The organism is Halolamina rubra (genome assembly GCF_000739555.1).
Taxonomy (GTDB): Archaea; Halobacteriota; Halobacteria; order Halobacteriales; family Haloferacaceae; genus Halolamina; species Halolamina rubra.
The window spans coordinates 1-14454 of record NZ_BBJN01000030.1; the positions used below are offsets into that span (position 1 = coordinate 1).

Annotated in this window: 26 protein-coding genes and 1 pseudogene; all 27 read left to right on the forward strand. The window is 68.0% G+C overall.

The features are described 5' to 3' along the window. The coding region (gene rplC, locus ACP95_RS08175) for a 50S ribosomal protein L3 (protein ID WP_082224626.1) at positions 1-324 on the forward strand (324 nt) is incomplete at its 5' end. A 5-nt stretch (positions 325-329) separates the two neighbouring features. Next, complete coding sequence (rpl4p, locus tag ACP95_RS08180; protein ID WP_049980734.1) at positions 330-1076, forward strand: 50S ribosomal protein L4; 747 nt, start codon at positions 330-332, stop codon at positions 1074-1076. Further along, positions 1073-1327, forward strand: coding sequence for a 50S ribosomal protein L23 (locus ACP95_RS08185; RefSeq protein WP_049980735.1), 255 nt, complete (start codon positions 1073-1075; stop codon positions 1325-1327). Before rpl4p ends, ACP95_RS08185 begins: the two co-directional genes overlap by 4 nt. Before the next feature lie 2 nt (positions 1328-1329). Next, a complete protein-coding gene (locus ACP95_RS08190; RefSeq protein WP_049980736.1) occupies positions 1330-2061 on the forward strand; it encodes a 50S ribosomal protein L2 in 732 nt (243 codons plus the stop codon). 4 nt (positions 2062-2065) lie between these two features. Further along, the gene (locus ACP95_RS08195) at positions 2066-2488 is read left to right on the forward strand and encodes a 30S ribosomal protein S19 (protein WP_049980737.1); all 423 of its coding nucleotides are present in this window, start codon (positions 2066-2068) and stop codon (positions 2486-2488) included. Between the two features lie 3 nt (positions 2489-2491). Beyond that, entirely contained in the window at positions 2492-2959 is a 468-nt protein-coding gene (locus ACP95_RS08200; RefSeq protein ID WP_049980738.1) for a 50S ribosomal protein L22, read from the forward strand. Beyond that, positions 2959-3903: a 30S ribosomal protein S3 gene (locus ACP95_RS08205; RefSeq protein ID WP_049980739.1), complete on the forward strand. Its 945-nt coding sequence runs from the start codon at positions 2959-2961 to the stop codon at positions 3901-3903. Before ACP95_RS08200 ends, ACP95_RS08205 begins: the two co-directional genes overlap by 1 nt. A gap of 3 nt (positions 3904-3906) precedes the next feature. After that, positions 3907-4131 (forward strand): 50S ribosomal protein L29, encoded by a 225-nt coding sequence (gene rpmC, locus ACP95_RS08210; RefSeq protein ID WP_049980740.1) that lies wholly within the window; start codon positions 3907-3909, stop codon positions 4129-4131. A 6-nt stretch (positions 4132-4137) separates the two neighbouring features. Continuing rightward, entirely contained in the window at positions 4138-4638 is a 501-nt protein-coding gene (locus ACP95_RS08215) for a ribonuclease P protein component 1 (RefSeq protein ID WP_049980741.1), read from the forward strand. Then, positions 4623-4952 carry a 30S ribosomal protein S17 gene (locus ACP95_RS08220; protein ID WP_049980742.1) on the forward strand — a complete coding sequence of 110 codons (330 nt, stop codon included), beginning with the start codon at positions 4623-4625 and terminating at the stop codon, positions 4950-4952. Before ACP95_RS08215 ends, ACP95_RS08220 begins: the two co-directional genes overlap by 16 nt. Next, positions 4952-5350, forward strand: coding sequence for a 50S ribosomal protein L14 (locus ACP95_RS08225; RefSeq protein ID WP_049980743.1), 399 nt, complete (start codon positions 4952-4954; stop codon positions 5348-5350). The genes ACP95_RS08220 and ACP95_RS08225 overlap by 1 nt, the downstream gene beginning before the upstream one ends. A gap of 2 nt (positions 5351-5352) precedes the next feature. Continuing rightward, positions 5353-5709 (forward strand): 50S ribosomal protein L24, encoded by a 357-nt coding sequence (gene rplX, locus ACP95_RS08230; RefSeq protein ID WP_049980744.1) that lies wholly within the window; start codon positions 5353-5355, stop codon positions 5707-5709. After that, a pseudogene (locus ACP95_RS08235) lies at positions 5706-6409 on the forward strand (30S ribosomal protein S4e). The gene rplX and the pseudogene ACP95_RS08235 overlap by 4 nt, the downstream one beginning before the upstream one ends. Continuing rightward, the gene (locus tag ACP95_RS08240; protein WP_049980882.1) at positions 6402-6926 is read left to right on the forward strand and encodes a 50S ribosomal protein L5; all 525 of its coding nucleotides are present in this window, start codon (positions 6402-6404) and stop codon (positions 6924-6926) included. Before ACP95_RS08235 ends, ACP95_RS08240 begins: the two are co-directional and overlap by 8 nt. Then, entirely contained in the window at positions 6923-7114 is a 192-nt protein-coding gene (locus ACP95_RS08245) for a 30S ribosomal protein S14 (RefSeq protein ID WP_049980745.1), read from the forward strand. The genes ACP95_RS08240 and ACP95_RS08245 overlap by 4 nt, the downstream gene beginning before the upstream one ends. Positions 7115-7116: 2 nt before the next feature. Continuing rightward, complete coding sequence (locus ACP95_RS08250; RefSeq protein ID WP_049980746.1) at positions 7117-7509, forward strand: 30S ribosomal protein S8; 393 nt, start codon at positions 7117-7119, stop codon at positions 7507-7509. Continuing rightward, on the forward strand, positions 7509-8045 hold the full coding sequence (locus ACP95_RS08255; protein WP_049980747.1) for a 50S ribosomal protein L6: 537 nt from the start codon (positions 7509-7511) through the stop codon (positions 8043-8045). The genes ACP95_RS08250 and ACP95_RS08255 overlap by 1 nt, the downstream gene beginning before the upstream one ends. Continuing rightward, positions 8045-8752: a 50S ribosomal protein L32e gene (locus tag ACP95_RS08260; protein ID WP_049980748.1), complete on the forward strand. Its 708-nt coding sequence runs from the start codon at positions 8045-8047 to the stop codon at positions 8750-8752. The genes ACP95_RS08255 and ACP95_RS08260 overlap by 1 nt, the downstream gene beginning before the upstream one ends. Beyond that, on the forward strand, positions 8749-9216 hold the full coding sequence (locus ACP95_RS08265) for a 50S ribosomal protein L19e (protein WP_049980749.1): 468 nt from the start codon (positions 8749-8751) through the stop codon (positions 9214-9216). The genes ACP95_RS08260 and ACP95_RS08265 overlap by 4 nt, the downstream gene beginning before the upstream one ends. Then, positions 9216-9773, forward strand: a complete 558-nt coding sequence (locus ACP95_RS08270; RefSeq protein ID WP_049980750.1) for a 50S ribosomal protein L18 — start codon at positions 9216-9218, stop codon at positions 9771-9773. The genes ACP95_RS08265 and ACP95_RS08270 overlap by 1 nt, the downstream gene beginning before the upstream one ends. Then, positions 9770-10423 carry a 30S ribosomal protein S5 gene (locus ACP95_RS08275; RefSeq protein WP_049980751.1) on the forward strand — a complete coding sequence of 218 codons (654 nt, stop codon included), beginning with the start codon at positions 9770-9772 and terminating at the stop codon, positions 10421-10423. The genes ACP95_RS08270 and ACP95_RS08275 overlap by 4 nt, the downstream gene beginning before the upstream one ends. Continuing rightward, positions 10423-10881 (forward strand): 50S ribosomal protein L30, encoded by a 459-nt coding sequence (locus ACP95_RS08280; protein ID WP_049980752.1) that lies wholly within the window; start codon positions 10423-10425, stop codon positions 10879-10881. The genes ACP95_RS08275 and ACP95_RS08280 overlap by 1 nt, the downstream gene beginning before the upstream one ends. After that, a complete protein-coding gene (locus ACP95_RS08285; protein WP_049980753.1) occupies positions 10881-11378 on the forward strand; it encodes an uL15m family ribosomal protein in 498 nt (165 codons plus the stop codon). Before ACP95_RS08280 ends, ACP95_RS08285 begins: the two co-directional genes overlap by 1 nt. Positions 11379-11380: 2 nt before the next feature. Then, entirely contained in the window at positions 11381-12871 is a 1491-nt protein-coding gene (secY, locus tag ACP95_RS08290) for a preprotein translocase subunit SecY (RefSeq protein ID WP_049980754.1), read from the forward strand. A 66-nt stretch (positions 12872-12937) separates the two neighbouring features. Continuing rightward, positions 12938-13627, forward strand: coding sequence for a TVP38/TMEM64 family protein (locus ACP95_RS08295; protein ID WP_049980755.1), 690 nt, complete (start codon positions 12938-12940; stop codon positions 13625-13627). Between the two features lie 221 nt (positions 13628-13848). Beyond that, on the forward strand, positions 13849-14091 hold the full coding sequence (locus ACP95_RS08300) for a UPF0058 family protein (RefSeq protein WP_049980756.1): 243 nt from the start codon (positions 13849-13851) through the stop codon (positions 14089-14091). Between the two features lie 171 nt (positions 14092-14262). Continuing rightward, a complete protein-coding gene (locus ACP95_RS08305) occupies positions 14263-14448 on the forward strand; it encodes a DUF7511 domain-containing protein (RefSeq protein WP_049980883.1) in 186 nt (61 codons plus the stop codon). The last annotated feature ends 6 nt before the right edge of the window (positions 14449-14454 follow it).

Consider the following 14454-nt stretch of genomic DNA (forward strand, 5'->3'; position numbering starts at 1 on the left):
GGCTGGCGGCGCCGCATCGGTAACCTCGGCCCGTGGAACCCGAGCCGCGTTCGCTCGACCGTTCCCCAGCAGGGCCAGACCGGCTACCACCAGCGGACGGAACTCAACAAGCGCCTGATCGACTTCGGCGAGGGCGACGACGCCTCCGTCGACGGCGGCTTCGTCAACTACGGCGAGGTCGACGGGCAGTACGCGCTCGTGAAGGGCTCGCTCCCGGGCCCCGACCAGCGCCTCCTTCGCTTCCGCCCGGCGATCCGGCCGAACGACCAGCCGCGCCTCGATCCCGAGGTGCGCTACGTCTCGACGGCCTCTAACCAAGGGTAACAATCATGCAAGCAACTATCCGAAACCTGGACGGCTCGGACGGCGACGAGATCGAGCTCCCGGCGGTGTTCGAGACGCCGTTCCGCCCGGACCTCATCAAGGGCGCCGTGCACGCCGCCCAGGCGAACCGAAAGCAGGCCTACGGCGCCGACGAGTACGCCGGCCTCCGCACCCCCGCCGAGTCGATGGGGTCGGGCCGCGGCATGGCGCACGTGCCACAGGAGAACGGACGCGCACGGCGAGTGCCCCAGGCCGTCGGTGGCCGCGCGGCGCACCCGCCGAAAGCGGAGAAGGACCAGGGCAAGAAGGTCAACGACAAGGAGCGCAAGCTCGCGACCCGCTCTGCCATCGCCGCCACGGCCGACGCAGAGCGCGTCGCCGAGCGCGGCCACGCCTTCGACGACGACCTCGAGCTCCCGCTCGTCGTGAGCGACGAGTTCGAGGAGCTCGAACGCACCAAGGAGGCCGTCGAGGCCTTCGAGGAGCTCGGCATCCACGATGACGTCGAGCGCGCCGACGAGGGCAAGCGCGTACGCGCCGGCCAGGGGAAGGCCCGCGGCCGGAAGTACGACGAGCCCAAGTCCGTGCTGGTCGTCACCAGCGAGGAGCCGTCCCGCGCGGCGCGGAACCTCGCCGGCGTCGACGTCGCCACGGCCGAGGACGTGAACACCGAGGACCTCGCGCCCGGCACCCACGCCGGTCGACTGACCGTCTGGACCGAGAGCGCCCTCGAGGAGGTGGCCGACCGATGAGCGGCATCATCGAGCACCCGCTGGTCACCGAGAAGGCGATGGACCAGATGGACTTCGACAACACGCTCCAGTTCATCGTCCACATCGACGCCGACAAGCCGTCGATCGAGGACGAGATCGAGTCCCGCTACGACGTGACCGTCGACTCGCTGAACACGATGGTCACGCCGCAGGGGAAGAAGAAGGCGATCGTCCGCCTCTCCGAGGACGACGACGCACAGGAGATCGCCTCGCGAATCGGGGTGTTCTGACAATGGGACGACGAATTCAGGGGCAGCGACGTGGCCGTGGGACGCCGACGTTCCGTGCGCCGTCGCACCGCTACAAAGCTGACCTCGAACACAAGAAAAGCGAGGAGCACGACACGATCACCGGCGAGATCGTCGACATCGAGCACGACCCCGCCCGCAGCGCGCCGCTGGCGGACGTCGAGTTCGAGGACGGCGACCGCCGCCTCGTGCTGGCTCCGGAAGGCATCGCCGTCGGCGACACCCTGCAGGTGGGTGTCTCCGCCGAGATCAAGCCCGGCAACACGCTGCCGCTCGCGGAGATCCCGGAAGGGGTCCCGATCTGCAACGTCGAGAGCCAGGTGGGCGACGGCGGGAAGTTCGCCCGCGCCTCCGGCGTCTCGGCGCAGCTGATGAGCCACGACCGCGACGTCGCGGTCGTCCAGCTGCCCAGCGGCGAGGTCCGGCGGCTCCCGCCGGGCTGTCGCGCCACCATCGGCGTCGTCGCCGGCGGTGGGCGGACGGAGAAGCCGTTCGTCAAAGCCGGCAACAAACACCACAAGATGAAGGCCCGCGGGACCAAATACCCGCGTGTCCGCGGGGTCGCGATGAACGCCGTCGACCACCCGTTCGGTGGCGGCGGCCGCCAGCACCCCGGCCAGCCGAAGTCCGTCTCGCGGGACGCCCCGCCGGGACGGAAGGTTGGCGACATCGCCTCCAAACGCACCGGCCGCAGCGGTGGCAAGGGGGGAGAGTAACACCATGAGCTCGGAATACCGAACCGGCCGCGAAGGTGAGTTCACCTACCGCGGTCACACGCTCGAGGACCTCGAAGAGATGGATCTCGACGAGGTCGTGGAACTGCTACCCGCCCGCGTGCGGCGAACTATCGACCGAGGACTCGGCATCGACCACCGCAAGCTGGCCGAGGAGGCCCAGGAAGCGACCGAGGAGGAGACGGCCAACGATCCGCTCCGGACGCACCTCCGGGACATGCCGATCCTCCCGTCGTTCGTCGGCCTCACCTTCGAGGTGTACAACGGCCACAGCTTCGACCGCGTGAAGGTCGAGCCGGAGATGATCGGCCACTACCTCGGTGAGTTCCACCTCACCCGATCCACCGTCGAGCACGGTCAGGCCGGCATCGGCGCGACCCGGTCCTCGAAGTTCGTGCCACTCAAGTAACCTATGGGAATCAGCTACAGCGTCGACGCCGACCCGGAGACCACGGCGAAAGCCATGCTGCGGGAGCGTCAGATCAGCCTGAAGCACAGCAAGGCCATCTCGAAGGCCATCAAAGGCAAGACGGTCACCGAGGCCGAGGAGTACCTCGACGCGGTCATCGAGGGCGACCGCTCGGTGCCGTTCAAGCAGCACAACAGCGGCGTCGGGCACCGATCCGACATCGACGGCTGGGACGCCGGCCGCTACCCCGAGAAGGCCAGCGAGGACTTCCTCAAGCTGCTCGAGAACGCCAAGAACAACGCCGACCACCAGGGGTTCGACGGCCAGGAGATGACCATCTCCCACGTCGCCGCCCACAAGGTCGGCGAGCAGGTCGGCCGCCAGCCCCGAGCGATGGGGACCGCCGACCCGTGGAACACCGTCGAAGTCGACGTCGAGATGATCCTCGAAGTCGAGGAGGAGGATAACTGATGGCCGACGAACAGCAGTTCATCGAGAACGGGCTCCAGCGGAGTCAGATCGACGAGTTCTTCGCGGACGAACTCAGCCGCGCCGGCTACGGCGGCATGGACATCGCGAAGACGCCGATGGGGACACAGATCGTCCTCAAGGCCGAGAAGCCCGGCATGGTGATCGGGAAGGGTGGGAAGAACATCCGGAAGATCACTACCGAGCTCGAGGACCGATTCGACATGGAGGACCCGCAGATCGACGTGCAGGAGGTCGACGAACCCGACCTCAACGCACAGATCGTCGCGGACCGACTGGCCAACGCGCTCGAGCGTGGCTGGTACTTCCGCAAGGCGGGCCACACCACCATCGACCGCATGATGGAGGCCGGCGCGCTGGGCGCGGAGATCGTCCTCTCGGGGAAGGTCACCGGCGCCCGCTCGCGCGTGGAGAAGTTCAACCGCGGCTACATCAAGCACAACGGTGAGCCCGCCCAGTCCGTCGTGGACGAGGGCCAGGGCGTCGCCGTGATGAAGCTCGGTACCATCGGCGTCACCGTCAAGGTGATCGGGCCGGACGCGACGCTCCCGGACGACTTCGAGATCACGGAGACCGACGAGGCCCCCGAGGTCGAGCAGGTCGAGACCGGCGAGGGCGTCGAGGAGCTGCTCGCGGACGTCGAGGAGGAGGAGATCCCCGAGGCGCCCGAGCACGAGGAGCCCGAGATTCCCGACGAGGACCCCGCAGAGGTCATCGACGAGGAGGTCGTCGAGGAAGTCGTCGAGGAGGCCGCCGAGGAAGAAGAGCCGGCCGAGTCCGTCGAGGAAGACGAGGAGCCGGCTGAACCGGCCGAAGAAGAGGAGCTCGACGAGGATGTCGAGGAGGAAGCCGCCGACCTGGTCTCCGAGATGGAGGAGGCCGAGGACGAGGCCGAATCCGACGAAGACGAGGAAACGGAGGAGTAATACATGGCGATTCTCTACACCGAAGAGATCCGAGACATGACGCCCGCCGAGCGGGAGGCCGAGCGCGAGGAGCTCGAAACCGAGCTGCTCAACGCTCGTGCCGTCCAGGCGGCGGGTGGCGCCCCGGAGAACCCGGGTCGCGTCGGTGAGCTCCGTCGCACGATCGCCCGGATCAAGACGATCCAGAACGAGGAAGGCGACGACGCAGCCGACGCGGACGAGGAGTAACGCACGATGGCACTCACACCCGACACCCTCACACGACACGAACTCAACGGCCTGCCCGTCCGGGTGGCCGACGCCGCCAACCCCGACCTCGTCGGGATCAGCGGCCGCGTCGTGGTCGAGACGATGAAGACGGTTCACGTCGACGACGGGCGTCGGGTGCGACAGGTTCCCAAAGAGGGGAGCCGGTTCGAGTTCGCTATCGGGACCACGGACGACGCTGTGAGAGCCAGCGTCGCTCCCGCCGCAGATGAAGCCGCGGGCGCCGCCGAGGCGTCCGGGTCCGTATCTCAACTCGGGACGGAAACTGCCGGGGTTCGCCCCGGCAAGTCTGGCCCGTCCGCCCCGCCCCGGAGACAGGGTCGGGGGGCGAGTCGGTTCGACGGGGACTCCCCCCGAACGGACGAGTGCCAGGATACGGTCTACGTAACGGTGGATGGCGCGAGACTGCTCTCACGACCCGCCGCGCGAACCGAGCGCGGGGGTGATTCGACATGGCAATCGGACTAAACGTAGAACAACCGGAGGAGGCCTGCTCCGACGAGAACTGTCCGTTCCACGGGGATCTCTCCGTGCGCGGGCAGGTGCTCGAGGGTGAAGTCGCTTCCACAGACATGGACAAGACCGTCGTCGTGGAGCGGGAGTACGACGTTCGTGTACCGAAGTACGACCGGTACATGAAGCGCCGTTCCCGCGTTCCCGCCCACCATCCGCCGTGTGTCGACACGGAGGAGGGCGACACGGTCCGTATCGCAGAGACTCGACCGCTCTCGAAGACCAAATCACACGTCGTCGTCGAAGTCGTCGACGACGGGGGTGAGTGATGGAGGCGCTCAAAGCCGACGTCACGCAGGGTCTCGAGAAGGGCTCGAAGATCACGTGCGCCGACAACACCGGCGCCCGCGAGCTCAAGGTCATCAGCATCGCCGGCTACTCGGGGACGAAGAACCGTCACCCGAAAGCCGGTCTCGGCGACAAGATCACCGTCTCGGTCACCAAGGGGACGCCCGAAATGCGTCGCCAGGTGCTCGAAGCGGTGGTCGTTCGCCAGCGCAAGCCGATCCGCCGACCCGACGGCCAGCGCCTCAAGTTCGAGGACAACGCCGCCGTCATCATCGACGAGAACGAGGAGCCCCGCGGCACGGAGATCAAGGGGCCCGTCGCTCGCGAGGTCGCTGAGCGGTTCGGCACCATCGCCAGTACGGCGACGATGATCGTCTAAGCATGACACGACAGCCACGCAAACAACGAAACCAGAAGCGAGACGCCCCCCTGCACGAGAAGCAGAAGCAGGTTCGGGCCACGCTGACGGCCGACCTCCGCGAGGAGTACGGCCAGCGGAACGTCCGCGTCAACGCGGGCGACACCGTCGAGGTGCTCCGCGGCGACCACGCCGGCACGGAGGGCGAAGTCCTGGAGGTCGACCTCCGGGGCGAAGTCATCCACGTCGAAGAGGTCACCGTGGAGAAGACGGACGGGGAGGAGGTTCCCCGCCCGCTCGACGCCTCGAACGTCCGCGTGACCGAGCTCGACCTCGAGGACGAGGTCCGGCAGGCGCGTCTCGAGGAGGACAACGAATGACGAACCACCAGAAGCGACTCTCGGTACCGAACTCCTGGCCGGTCGAACGGAAGGAGGAGACGTTCACGGTCAAGGCCGACGCGGGGCCGCACGGCGAGCAGGGGGTTCCCCTCCTGATCGTCGTGCGCGACGTGCTCGGCTACGTGGACTCTCGCAAGGAGGCTCGCTACGCGCTGAACAACGACGCGGTGCTCGTCAACGGCGACGCCGTCGCCGACGAGGCCCGGCCGATCGGGATGTTCGACATCCTGGCGTTCCCGGCCCGCGACGAGTACTTCCGCGTGTTCCCCGGCGAGGGCGGCCGGCTCGCGCTCACCCCGATCGACGAGGAGAGCGCGGCCTCCCGCCTCGGGAAGATCACTGGCAAGCGCCAGGTCAGCGGCGGCGACTACCAGCTCTCGCTGCACGACGCTCCACGATCCAGATCGAGGACGCCGACGAGTACAGCGCGGGCGACTCCCTCGTGATCGACAACGAGGACAAGGAGATCGTGGCCCACTTCGAGTACGAGGAGGGCGCGCTCGTCACTGCCGTCGACGGCCAGCACGCCGGCGAGATCGGCGAGGTCGACGAGATCCTCGTCACCCCCGGCTCCGGCCGCAACTCCGTGACCGTCTCCACCGACGACGGCTCCTTCGAGACCGTCGAGGAGTACGTCGTCACCATCGACGAGAACTTCGTGGGTGATGACGATGAGTGAGGCCGAGTCGGAGTTCCACCCGATGCGCGAGCCGTCCATCGAGAAGGTCGTCGTCCACATGGGCGTCGGCCAGGGCGGGCGCGACCTCGGGAACGCCGAGGAGATCATCGAGGAGATCACGGGCCAGCAGTCGGTCCGTACCAGCGCCAAGCGCACGGTGCAGGCGTTCAACATCCGCGAGGGCGACCCGATCGGCGCGAAGGTCACCCTCCGGAACGAGGACGCCGAGGCGTTCCTCGAGACCGCGCTGCCGCTCGCGGACATCTCCGCCTCGCAGTTCGACGACGCCGGCAACGTCAGCTTCGGCGTCGACGAGCACACCGCGTTCCCGAGCCAGGAGTACGACCCCAACACCGGGATCTACGGGCTCGACGTGACCGTCACGCTGGTCCGTCCGGGCTACCGCGTCGCCAAGCGCGATCAGGTGACGCGGTCGATCCCCGACACGCACCGCATGACCGCCGAGGACGCCATCGCGTTCCTCGAGAACGAGTTCGACGTGGAGATCGACGAATGAGTGAACTAGACGGCGAACACACCGGCAACGAGGAGACCGGCGAGCACGCCACCCAGGGCAGCACGCAGGAGCGGCAGTGCCGCCGCTGCGAGCGCACCGAGGGGCTGGTGAGCAAGTACGGCGTCTTCGTCTGCCGGCAGTGTTTCCGAGAGATCGCCCGCAGCATGGGCTTCCGGAAGTACAGATAACTATGGCAGGAAACGACCCACTGGTGAGTGCCCTCTCCGGCATCGACAACGCCGAGAGCGTCGGGCACCTCGACCACACGGTAGCACCCGCCTCGAACGTGATCGGCAGCATCCTCGAGGTCTTCTACGACCGCGGGTACATCGGCGGCTTCGAGTTCGTCGACGACGGCCGAGCAGGCAAGTTCGAGGTCGAACTGAGTGGCGCCATCAACGACTGCGGGGCGGTCAAGCCCCGCTACTCGGTCGGCGCTGACGAGTACGAGCAGTGGGAGAAGCGGTTCCTCCCGGCCCGAGACTACGGGTCGCTCATCGTCACGACCAGCCACGGCGTCATGAGCCACTACGAGGCCCGCGAGAAGGGCATCGGTGGCCAAGTCATCGCATACGTCTACTGATGAGCAGAACAGAACTCACGATCCCGGACGACGTCTCCGCGGAGCTCGACCACCTCGACCTCACCGTCGAGGGTCCCAACGGCTCGGTCACCCGACGCCTCTGGTACCCCGACGTGGACGTGAGCGTCGAGGACGGCAACGTGGTCATCGAGGCCCCCGAGAACGGGGACGCGAAGACCCGCGCGACGGTCGGCACCTTCGAGAGCCACGTTCGGAACATGTTCCACGGCGTGACCGAGGGATGGACCTACGAGATGGAGGTCTTCTACGCCCACTTCCCGATGCAGGTGGAAGTGCAGGGCGAGGAGGTCGTCATCGAGAACTTCCTCGGCGAGCGCGCCCCGCGGCGGACGCCGATCCGGGGCGACACGCAGGTCGAGATCGACGGCGAGCAGATCACGCTCTCGGGCTCCGACAAGGAGGCCGTCGGGCAGACTGCCGCCGACATCGAACAGCTCACACGCGTGAGCGACAAGGACAACCGCGTCTTCCAGGACGGCGTGTACATCACGCAGAAACCCACGGGTGATGCCTGATGGCTGACGACGAACCCCAGGAGATCGAGGACATCAGCGGCGTCGGGCCCTCCAAGGCCGAGACGCTCGCCAAGGCCGGCTACGACTCCGTCGAGGACCTCAAGGCCGCCTCGCAGTCCGAACTCGCGGAGGTCGACGGCGTCGGCAACGCGCTCGCCGCCCGCATCAAGGCCGACGTCGGTGGTCTCGAAGTCGAAGAGGAGACCGAGGCCGAGATCGAGGACGAGAGCGAGGAGGAGGCCGACGCCGACGAGGCCGAGGTCGAGACCGAACTCCAGCCTCGCGGCCACGCCGACAAGACGCCCGACCTGGACGACGACACCGCGGCCGCGCTCGCACAGAAGCACCGCGAGGGCAAGCCGCAGTTCAACCGCCAGGACTACCACAAGAAGAAGCGCGTCCCCACCTCGTGGCGGCGCCCGACGGGCGGCCTCTCGAAGCAGCGACGCGGCATCAAGGGGAAGGGCGACACGGTCGAGGCGGGCTTCCGCTCGCCGACGGCCGCGCGCGGCCTGCACCCCAGCGGCTTCGAGGAAGTGTACGTCCACAACGTCGACGACCTCGACGGCGTCGACGGCGACACCGAGGCGGTCCGCATCGCCTCGAAGGTCGGCGCCCGCAAGCGCGAGCGCATCGAGGAGGAGTGTGAGGACGCCGGCATTCGCGTCCTCAACCCGACCTACGTCGAAGTGGAGGTAGAGGAATGACGGATCTGAGCGCACAGAAGCGACTCGCGGCAGAGGAGCTGGACGTGGGCGAGAACCGCGTCTGGTTCGACCCGGAGGCACAGGAGGAGCTCGCGGACGCGATCACCCGCGAGGACATCCGCGACCTGATCGCGGACGGAACCATCCGCGCCGAGGACGCCAAGTCCAACTCCCGCGGTCGCGCCCGCGAGCGGCAGGCGAAGCGCGACTACGGCCACCGAACCGGCGCCGGCTCCCGGAAGGGGAAAGCCGGCGCGCGACGGGACAGCAAGGAGGACTGGGTCAGCCGGATCCGCGCCCAGCGCGCCCGGCTGAAGGAGCTTCGCGACGACGAGGAGGTTCTCGACGCCTCCCAGTACCGCGAGCTCTACAACAAGGCCAGCGGCGGCGAGTTCGACAGCGTCGCCCGTCTCGAGGCCTTCGCGGAGAACAACTACGACGTCGAGATCGGAGGCGACGACTAATGGCAACAGGACCACGATACAAGGTGCCGATGCGTCGTCGCCGTGAGGTCCGCACGGACTACCATCAGCGGTTGCGCCTGCTGAAATCCGGCAAGCCTCGCCTGGTCGCCCGGGTGAGCAACAAGCACGTCAGGGCGCAGCTGGCGAGTCCCGGACCCGACGGCGACGAGATCCACGCCGCAGCGTCCAGCGAGGACCTGTCGGAGTACGGCTGGGAGGCCCCCACGGGCAATCTCCCGAGCGCGTACCTGACGGGCTACCTCGCGGGCCTGCGAGCCGTCGACGCCGGCCTCACCGAGGCCGTGCTCGACCTGGGTCTCAACACGGCGACGCCCGGCAACAAGGTGTTCGCAGTACAGGAAGGTGCAATCGACGCAGGGCTCGAGATCCCCCACAGCGACAGCGTGCTGGCGGACTGGTCGCGTAACCGCGGCGAGCATATCGCCGAGTACGCCGAGCAGGTCGACGGCGATCTGTACAGCGGGGAGTTCGACGCCACGGAGCTACCGGCGCACTTCGACGACGTGCGTGAGGCGCTCCAGGAGGACTACGAATGAGCCACAACGACGGCTGGGAGCCGGTCACCCGGCTCGGCAAGAAAGTGCAGGAAGGAGAGATCTCCTCCATGGAGGAGGCGCTGGAGTCCGGGCTCCCGCTGAAGGAGCACGAGATCGTGGACCAGCTCCTCCCCGGCATGGAGGACGAGGTACTGGACATCAACATGGTCCAGCGCATGACCGACTCCGGTCGGCGGGTGAAGTTCCGCTGTGTCGTCGTCGTGGGCAACCGCGACGGCTACCTCGGCTACGCCGAGGGGCGCGACGACCAGGTCGGCGGCGCGATCCAGAAGGCCATCGAGGTGGCCAAGCTGAACGTGATCAGCGTCGACCGCGGCTCCGGCTCCTGGGAGGACCAGGCCGGCGGCGTGAACTCGCTGACCCGGAAGGCCGAGGGGAAGGCCGGCTCCGTCGAGGTCTCGGTCATCCCGGCCCCGCAGGGGCTCGGGCTGGCCGGCGCCGAGACCGTCCGGAACATCCTCGAACTGGCCGGGATCCAGGACGCCTGGACCCAGTCCAACGGCAACACCCGGACGACGGTCAACCTCGCGAAGGCGACGTTCAACGCGCTCGAGAACGCCTCGCAGGCACGGACGCCCGACCGCGCGCGACGCGTCCAGCGCGAGGCCGAGGACGGGGTGAGCAACTGATGCGGGCGATCGTCCAGCTGCGCGGCGAGGTCGACATGACCGCCGGCCAGCGCGACACGCTCGACATGCTCAACCTCGGCCGCGTCAACCACGCGGCGCTCGTCCCCGAGACCGACACGTACGACGGGATGGTGGCGAAAGTCAACGACTTCGTCGCCTTCGGCGAGCCCTCCGTGGAGACGCTGGCGCTCGTGCTCGAGACGCGTGCGGACGCGCTCGACGCCGACGCCGTCGTCGACGAGGAGTACCTCGCCGAGGAGACCGACTACGACAGCTTCGAGGCGCTGGCGGAGGCGCTGCTCGAGGAGGAGACGACGCTGCGAGAGCAGAACATCTCCCCGACGCTGCGGCTCCACCCGCCCCGCGGCGGTCACGACGGCATCAAGCATCCGGACAGCATGGGCGGCGAACTGGGTCCCCACGAGGAGATCGACCCGCTTCTGGAGGCGATGCGATAATGACGAGCAAGAAACGACGACAGCGCGGTTCCCGCACGCACGGCGGCGGTAGCCACAAGAACCGGCGCGGCGCCGGGCACCGTGGCGGCCGCGGCAAGGCGGGCAGCCGCAAACACGAGATGCACCACTACGGGCCCTGGGCGAAGCACGGCTTCACCCAGCCCGAGGAGGTACAGGACAGCGTCGCCGAGGTCCGCGTCCAGAAGATCGACGAGGACGCCGCGCTGCTGGCGGCGGAGGGCGTCGCCGAGAACGACGACGGCGTCTACACCATCGACGCGCGCGACGTCGCCGAGGACGGCTGGGAGGCCGACGTGGTGAAGGTGCTCGGCAACGGGCAGGTCCGCCAGGAGCTGCACGTCACCGCCGACGCCTTCAGCGACGCCGCGACCGAGCTCATCGAGGACGCCGGCGGCTCGACCACCGTCTCCGAGCGCGCCCAGGAGCGCGCCGAGCGGGAGGCCGAGCAGGCCGCTGACGACGAGAGCGAGGACTAACCATGAGCTGGAAGGAGACCGCCGAACCGGTGCTCACGCGGATGCCCACGGTCGCGCGGCCGGAGGGGCACGTGCCCTTCAAGCGGAAGCTGCTGTGGACCGCCGGCATCCTCGTGATGTACTTCTTCCTGACGAACGTCACGCTGTACGGGCTCCAGACCACCACCCAGGGCGGCGACTTCTACGGGCAGTTCCGCTCGATCCTCGCCGGCGCGTCCGGCTCGATCCTGCAGCTCGGGATCGGGCCGATCGTGACGGCGTCGATCGTGCTGCAGCTGCTCGGCGGCGCCGACCTGCTCGGGCTCGACACCGAGAACGACCCGCGCGATCAGGTGCTCTACCAGGGGCTCCAGAAGCTGCTGGTCGTCGTGATGGTCGTCCTGACCGGCGCGCCGATGGTGTTCGCGAGCCCGCTGCTCAACGCGGACCCGCAGGTGGTCCAGCAGCTCGGGATCGGCACCCGCGGCGTGGAGGGGATCATCTTCGCCCAGATCGCCGTCGGCGGGATCCTGCTCCTGTTCATGGACGAGATCGTGAGCAAGTGGGGCGTCGGCTCCGGGGTCGGGCTGTTCATCATCGCCGGCGTGAGCCAGCGACTGGTGGGCGGGCTGTTCTCCTGGAGCGGGCTCACCCCCACGTCCTCGGACGGCTTCGTCGCCGTCTGGATCGGGATCCTCACCGGGAGCGCCGAGCTCCCGGGCTCGCCGCTCACCAGCGACGGGCTGAGCGCGATCTTCCTCGGCCAGGGGATGATCCTCGCGATGATCACGACGGTGCTGATCTTCGTCGTGGTCGTGTACGCCGAGAGCGTTCGCGTGGAGATCCCCCTCTCGCACGCCCGCGTGAAGGGCGCCCGCGGGAAGTTCCCCGTGAAGCTCATCTACGCCAGCGTCCTGCCGATGATCCTCGTCCGCGCGCTGCAGGCGAACCTGCAGTTCCTCGGACAGATCCTCCACAGCCAGTGGAACGGGATGCCGACGTGGCTGGGCGACTACGGCGAGCAGGGGCAGGTGACCGAGGGGCTGTTCTGGTACCTCAAACCGATCCAGAGCCCCGAGGAGTGGATGTGGTTCGTGGGCGCGACCGTCACCGCCGACTGGTGGCAGGTGCTGCTCCGGATCGGCGTCGACCTGACGTTCATGATCGTCGGCGGCGCGATCTTCGCGATCTTCTGGGTGGAGACCACCGGGATGGGCCCGGAGGCGACCGCCCAGCAGATCCAGAACTCCGGGATGCAGATCCCCGGATTCCGGCGTAACCCGCAGGTGATCGAGAAGGTGATGGAGCGGTACATCCCGCAGGTCACCGTCATCGGCGGCGCCCTCGTCGGGCTGCTGGCGGTGATGGCGAACATGCTCGGCACCATCGGCCAGGTCTCCGGAACCGGGCTGCTGCTGACGGTCTCCATCACGTACAAGCTGTACGAGGAGATCGCCGAGGAGCAGCTGATGGAGATGCACCCGATGATGCGCCAGATGTTCGGCGGGGAGTAACGCCTCGCCGCGGCGCAGCTTTCTTCGTGCAGGTAGATTCAACACGGCCGACCGCCACCACCGTGTATGCGCGTCTTCGCCTCGCCGGCCGACCGCAGGCGGGCGCTGCTCGCCCTGCTCGCCGTCGTCGTCGGGTTCGCCGGCCTCTACGTCGCCGTGCGGCAGTACCTCCCGTTTCTCACCGACGCCCGTGCGCTCCGTGCGTGGGTCGCCGAGTTCGGCCCGCTGGCACCGATCGCGTTCGTGATCGTCCAAGCCGTGCAGGTGGTGGTCGCGCCGATCCCCGGCCAGGCGATCGCGCTGATGGGCGGCTACCTGTTCGGCCCCGTCGCGGGCACGGTGTACAGCCTGCTCGGCGTCCTGATCGGGAGCGCCGTCGCGTTCCTGCTCGCGAAGCGGTTCGGCCGCCCGTTCGTCGAGCGCGTGCTCCACGAGGATGTCGTCGCCAGCTTCGACGGGTTCGTCGAGCGCGTCGGCGTCCCGGGGCTGTTCCTGTTCGTCGTCGTCCCCGGGCTCCCAGACGACGTGATCTGCTTCCTCAGCGGGCTCACCACGTGGCGGCTCCGGACGTTCCTCCCGGTGATGGCGGTCGGCCGGCTGCCGTCGTACGCGATCACCGTCTACGCGGGCGACGAGCTCGCCAACGGGCGGGCCGGGCTGGCGCTGACGTTGCTGGCCGTCGTCGCCGTCCTCTCGGTCGCGGGCTACTACAACCAGGAGCGCATCCGCGCGTTCGTGGAGTCCATCGGCGACTGATCGGTGCCATCGGCGACTGATCGGTGCCATCGGCGACTGATCGGTGCCATCGGCGACTGATCGGTGCCATCGGCGACTGATCGGTGCCGAGAGCGGGCAACGTGTGGACGGGTTGAAGCTACGACACCACCCACGAGCGACTGTCGAACGGACGACGTACGGGCCTTGGTACTCCGACTCAGAGTAAGGTTATAACCCTCCGGCCGATACAACCGGTGTCCATGAAGAAGCAGGAGCTCATCCACCTGCACGGTCTTCTCGCCGAACTTCAGAGTCAGTTCGACGCCGCGGGCGAGACCGTCTCCGAGGAGTACCGAGAGCTTGGTGTGCAGCCGACCTCGATCCACCGCTCGAAAACCGACCACAAGGCGGCCGTGTTCGCGCTGATCCACGGCGTCACCGACGAGCTCGAGAGCGACGAGGAGCCGGCGGAGACCGAGGCGGTCACCGCCACCGCGGACTGAGTCCCCGACCGCACCGCTTACTCCCGACAGCCAGCCCGGCAGTCACGACGCCGTCGATTCCGGGACTCGTTGGGGGTTCGATTCACGACGATTCGTACTGAAGCGTTTATCCGTCTACCGCGACAACCCACAGACGAGGCGCGCGTGACACCGCGCGCCGGGGAGGCAACCATGAGTGTACGACAGACGCCGTCGGGTGAGCTGCTGGGATCGTACCCCGACTTCGGGTTGAGCTGTCGGTACGACGACGACGAGGACCCCTCGGAGGTCACGCTGTTCCCGGGCGAGGAGCTGTCGACCACCGAGTGGGTCACTGCCGACCTCGACAGCGCGGTGTCGCTCGACGAGATCCGCTAGTTGGCC

What these genes read in the sequence shown, in the direction of transcription:
- rpl4p (WP_049980734.1), top strand. Translation starts at nt 330, where the DNA reads ATGCAAGCAACTATCCGAAACCTGGACGGCTCGGACGGCGACGAGATC.
- ACP95_RS08185 (WP_049980735.1), top strand. Translation starts at nt 1,073, where the DNA reads ATGAGCGGCATCATCGAGCACCCGCTGGTCACCGAGAAGGCGATGGAC.
- ACP95_RS08190 (WP_049980736.1), top strand. Translation starts at nt 1,330, where the DNA reads ATGGGACGACGAATTCAGGGGCAGCGACGTGGCCGTGGGACGCCGACG.
- ACP95_RS08195 (WP_049980737.1), top strand. Translation starts at nt 2,066, where the DNA reads ATGAGCTCGGAATACCGAACCGGCCGCGAAGGTGAGTTCACCTACCGC.
- ACP95_RS08200 (WP_049980738.1), top strand. Translation starts at nt 2,492, where the DNA reads ATGGGAATCAGCTACAGCGTCGACGCCGACCCGGAGACCACGGCGAAA.
- ACP95_RS08205 (WP_049980739.1), top strand. Translation starts at nt 2,959, where the DNA reads ATGGCCGACGAACAGCAGTTCATCGAGAACGGGCTCCAGCGGAGTCAG.
- rpmC (WP_049980740.1), top strand. Translation starts at nt 3,907, where the DNA reads ATGGCGATTCTCTACACCGAAGAGATCCGAGACATGACGCCCGCCGAG.
- ACP95_RS08215 (WP_049980741.1), top strand. Translation starts at nt 4,138, where the DNA reads ATGGCACTCACACCCGACACCCTCACACGACACGAACTCAACGGCCTG.
- ACP95_RS08220 (WP_049980742.1), top strand. Translation starts at nt 4,623, where the DNA reads ATGGCAATCGGACTAAACGTAGAACAACCGGAGGAGGCCTGCTCCGAC.
- ACP95_RS08225 (WP_049980743.1), top strand. Translation starts at nt 4,952, where the DNA reads ATGGAGGCGCTCAAAGCCGACGTCACGCAGGGTCTCGAGAAGGGCTCG.
- rplX (WP_049980744.1), top strand. Translation starts at nt 5,353, where the DNA reads ATGACACGACAGCCACGCAAACAACGAAACCAGAAGCGAGACGCCCCC.
- ACP95_RS08240 (WP_049980882.1), top strand. Translation starts at nt 6,402, where the DNA reads ATGAGTGAGGCCGAGTCGGAGTTCCACCCGATGCGCGAGCCGTCCATC.
- ACP95_RS08245 (WP_049980745.1), top strand. Translation starts at nt 6,923, where the DNA reads ATGAGTGAACTAGACGGCGAACACACCGGCAACGAGGAGACCGGCGAG.
- ACP95_RS08250 (WP_049980746.1), top strand. Translation starts at nt 7,117, where the DNA reads ATGGCAGGAAACGACCCACTGGTGAGTGCCCTCTCCGGCATCGACAAC.
- ACP95_RS08255 (WP_049980747.1), top strand. Translation starts at nt 7,509, where the DNA reads ATGAGCAGAACAGAACTCACGATCCCGGACGACGTCTCCGCGGAGCTC.
- ACP95_RS08260 (WP_049980748.1), top strand. Translation starts at nt 8,045, where the DNA reads ATGGCTGACGACGAACCCCAGGAGATCGAGGACATCAGCGGCGTCGGG.
- ACP95_RS08265 (WP_049980749.1), top strand. Translation starts at nt 8,749, where the DNA reads ATGACGGATCTGAGCGCACAGAAGCGACTCGCGGCAGAGGAGCTGGAC.
- ACP95_RS08270 (WP_049980750.1), top strand. Translation starts at nt 9,216, where the DNA reads ATGGCAACAGGACCACGATACAAGGTGCCGATGCGTCGTCGCCGTGAG.
- ACP95_RS08275 (WP_049980751.1), top strand. Translation starts at nt 9,770, where the DNA reads ATGAGCCACAACGACGGCTGGGAGCCGGTCACCCGGCTCGGCAAGAAA.
- ACP95_RS08280 (WP_049980752.1), top strand. Translation starts at nt 10,423, where the DNA reads ATGCGGGCGATCGTCCAGCTGCGCGGCGAGGTCGACATGACCGCCGGC.
- ACP95_RS08285 (WP_049980753.1), top strand. Translation starts at nt 10,881, where the DNA reads ATGACGAGCAAGAAACGACGACAGCGCGGTTCCCGCACGCACGGCGGC.
- secY (WP_049980754.1), top strand. Translation starts at nt 11,381, where the DNA reads ATGAGCTGGAAGGAGACCGCCGAACCGGTGCTCACGCGGATGCCCACG.
- ACP95_RS08295 (WP_049980755.1), top strand. Translation starts at nt 12,938, where the DNA reads ATGCGCGTCTTCGCCTCGCCGGCCGACCGCAGGCGGGCGCTGCTCGCC.
- ACP95_RS08300 (WP_049980756.1), top strand. Translation starts at nt 13,849, where the DNA reads ATGAAGAAGCAGGAGCTCATCCACCTGCACGGTCTTCTCGCCGAACTT.
- ACP95_RS08305 (WP_049980883.1), top strand. Translation starts at nt 14,263, where the DNA reads ATGAGTGTACGACAGACGCCGTCGGGTGAGCTGCTGGGATCGTACCCC.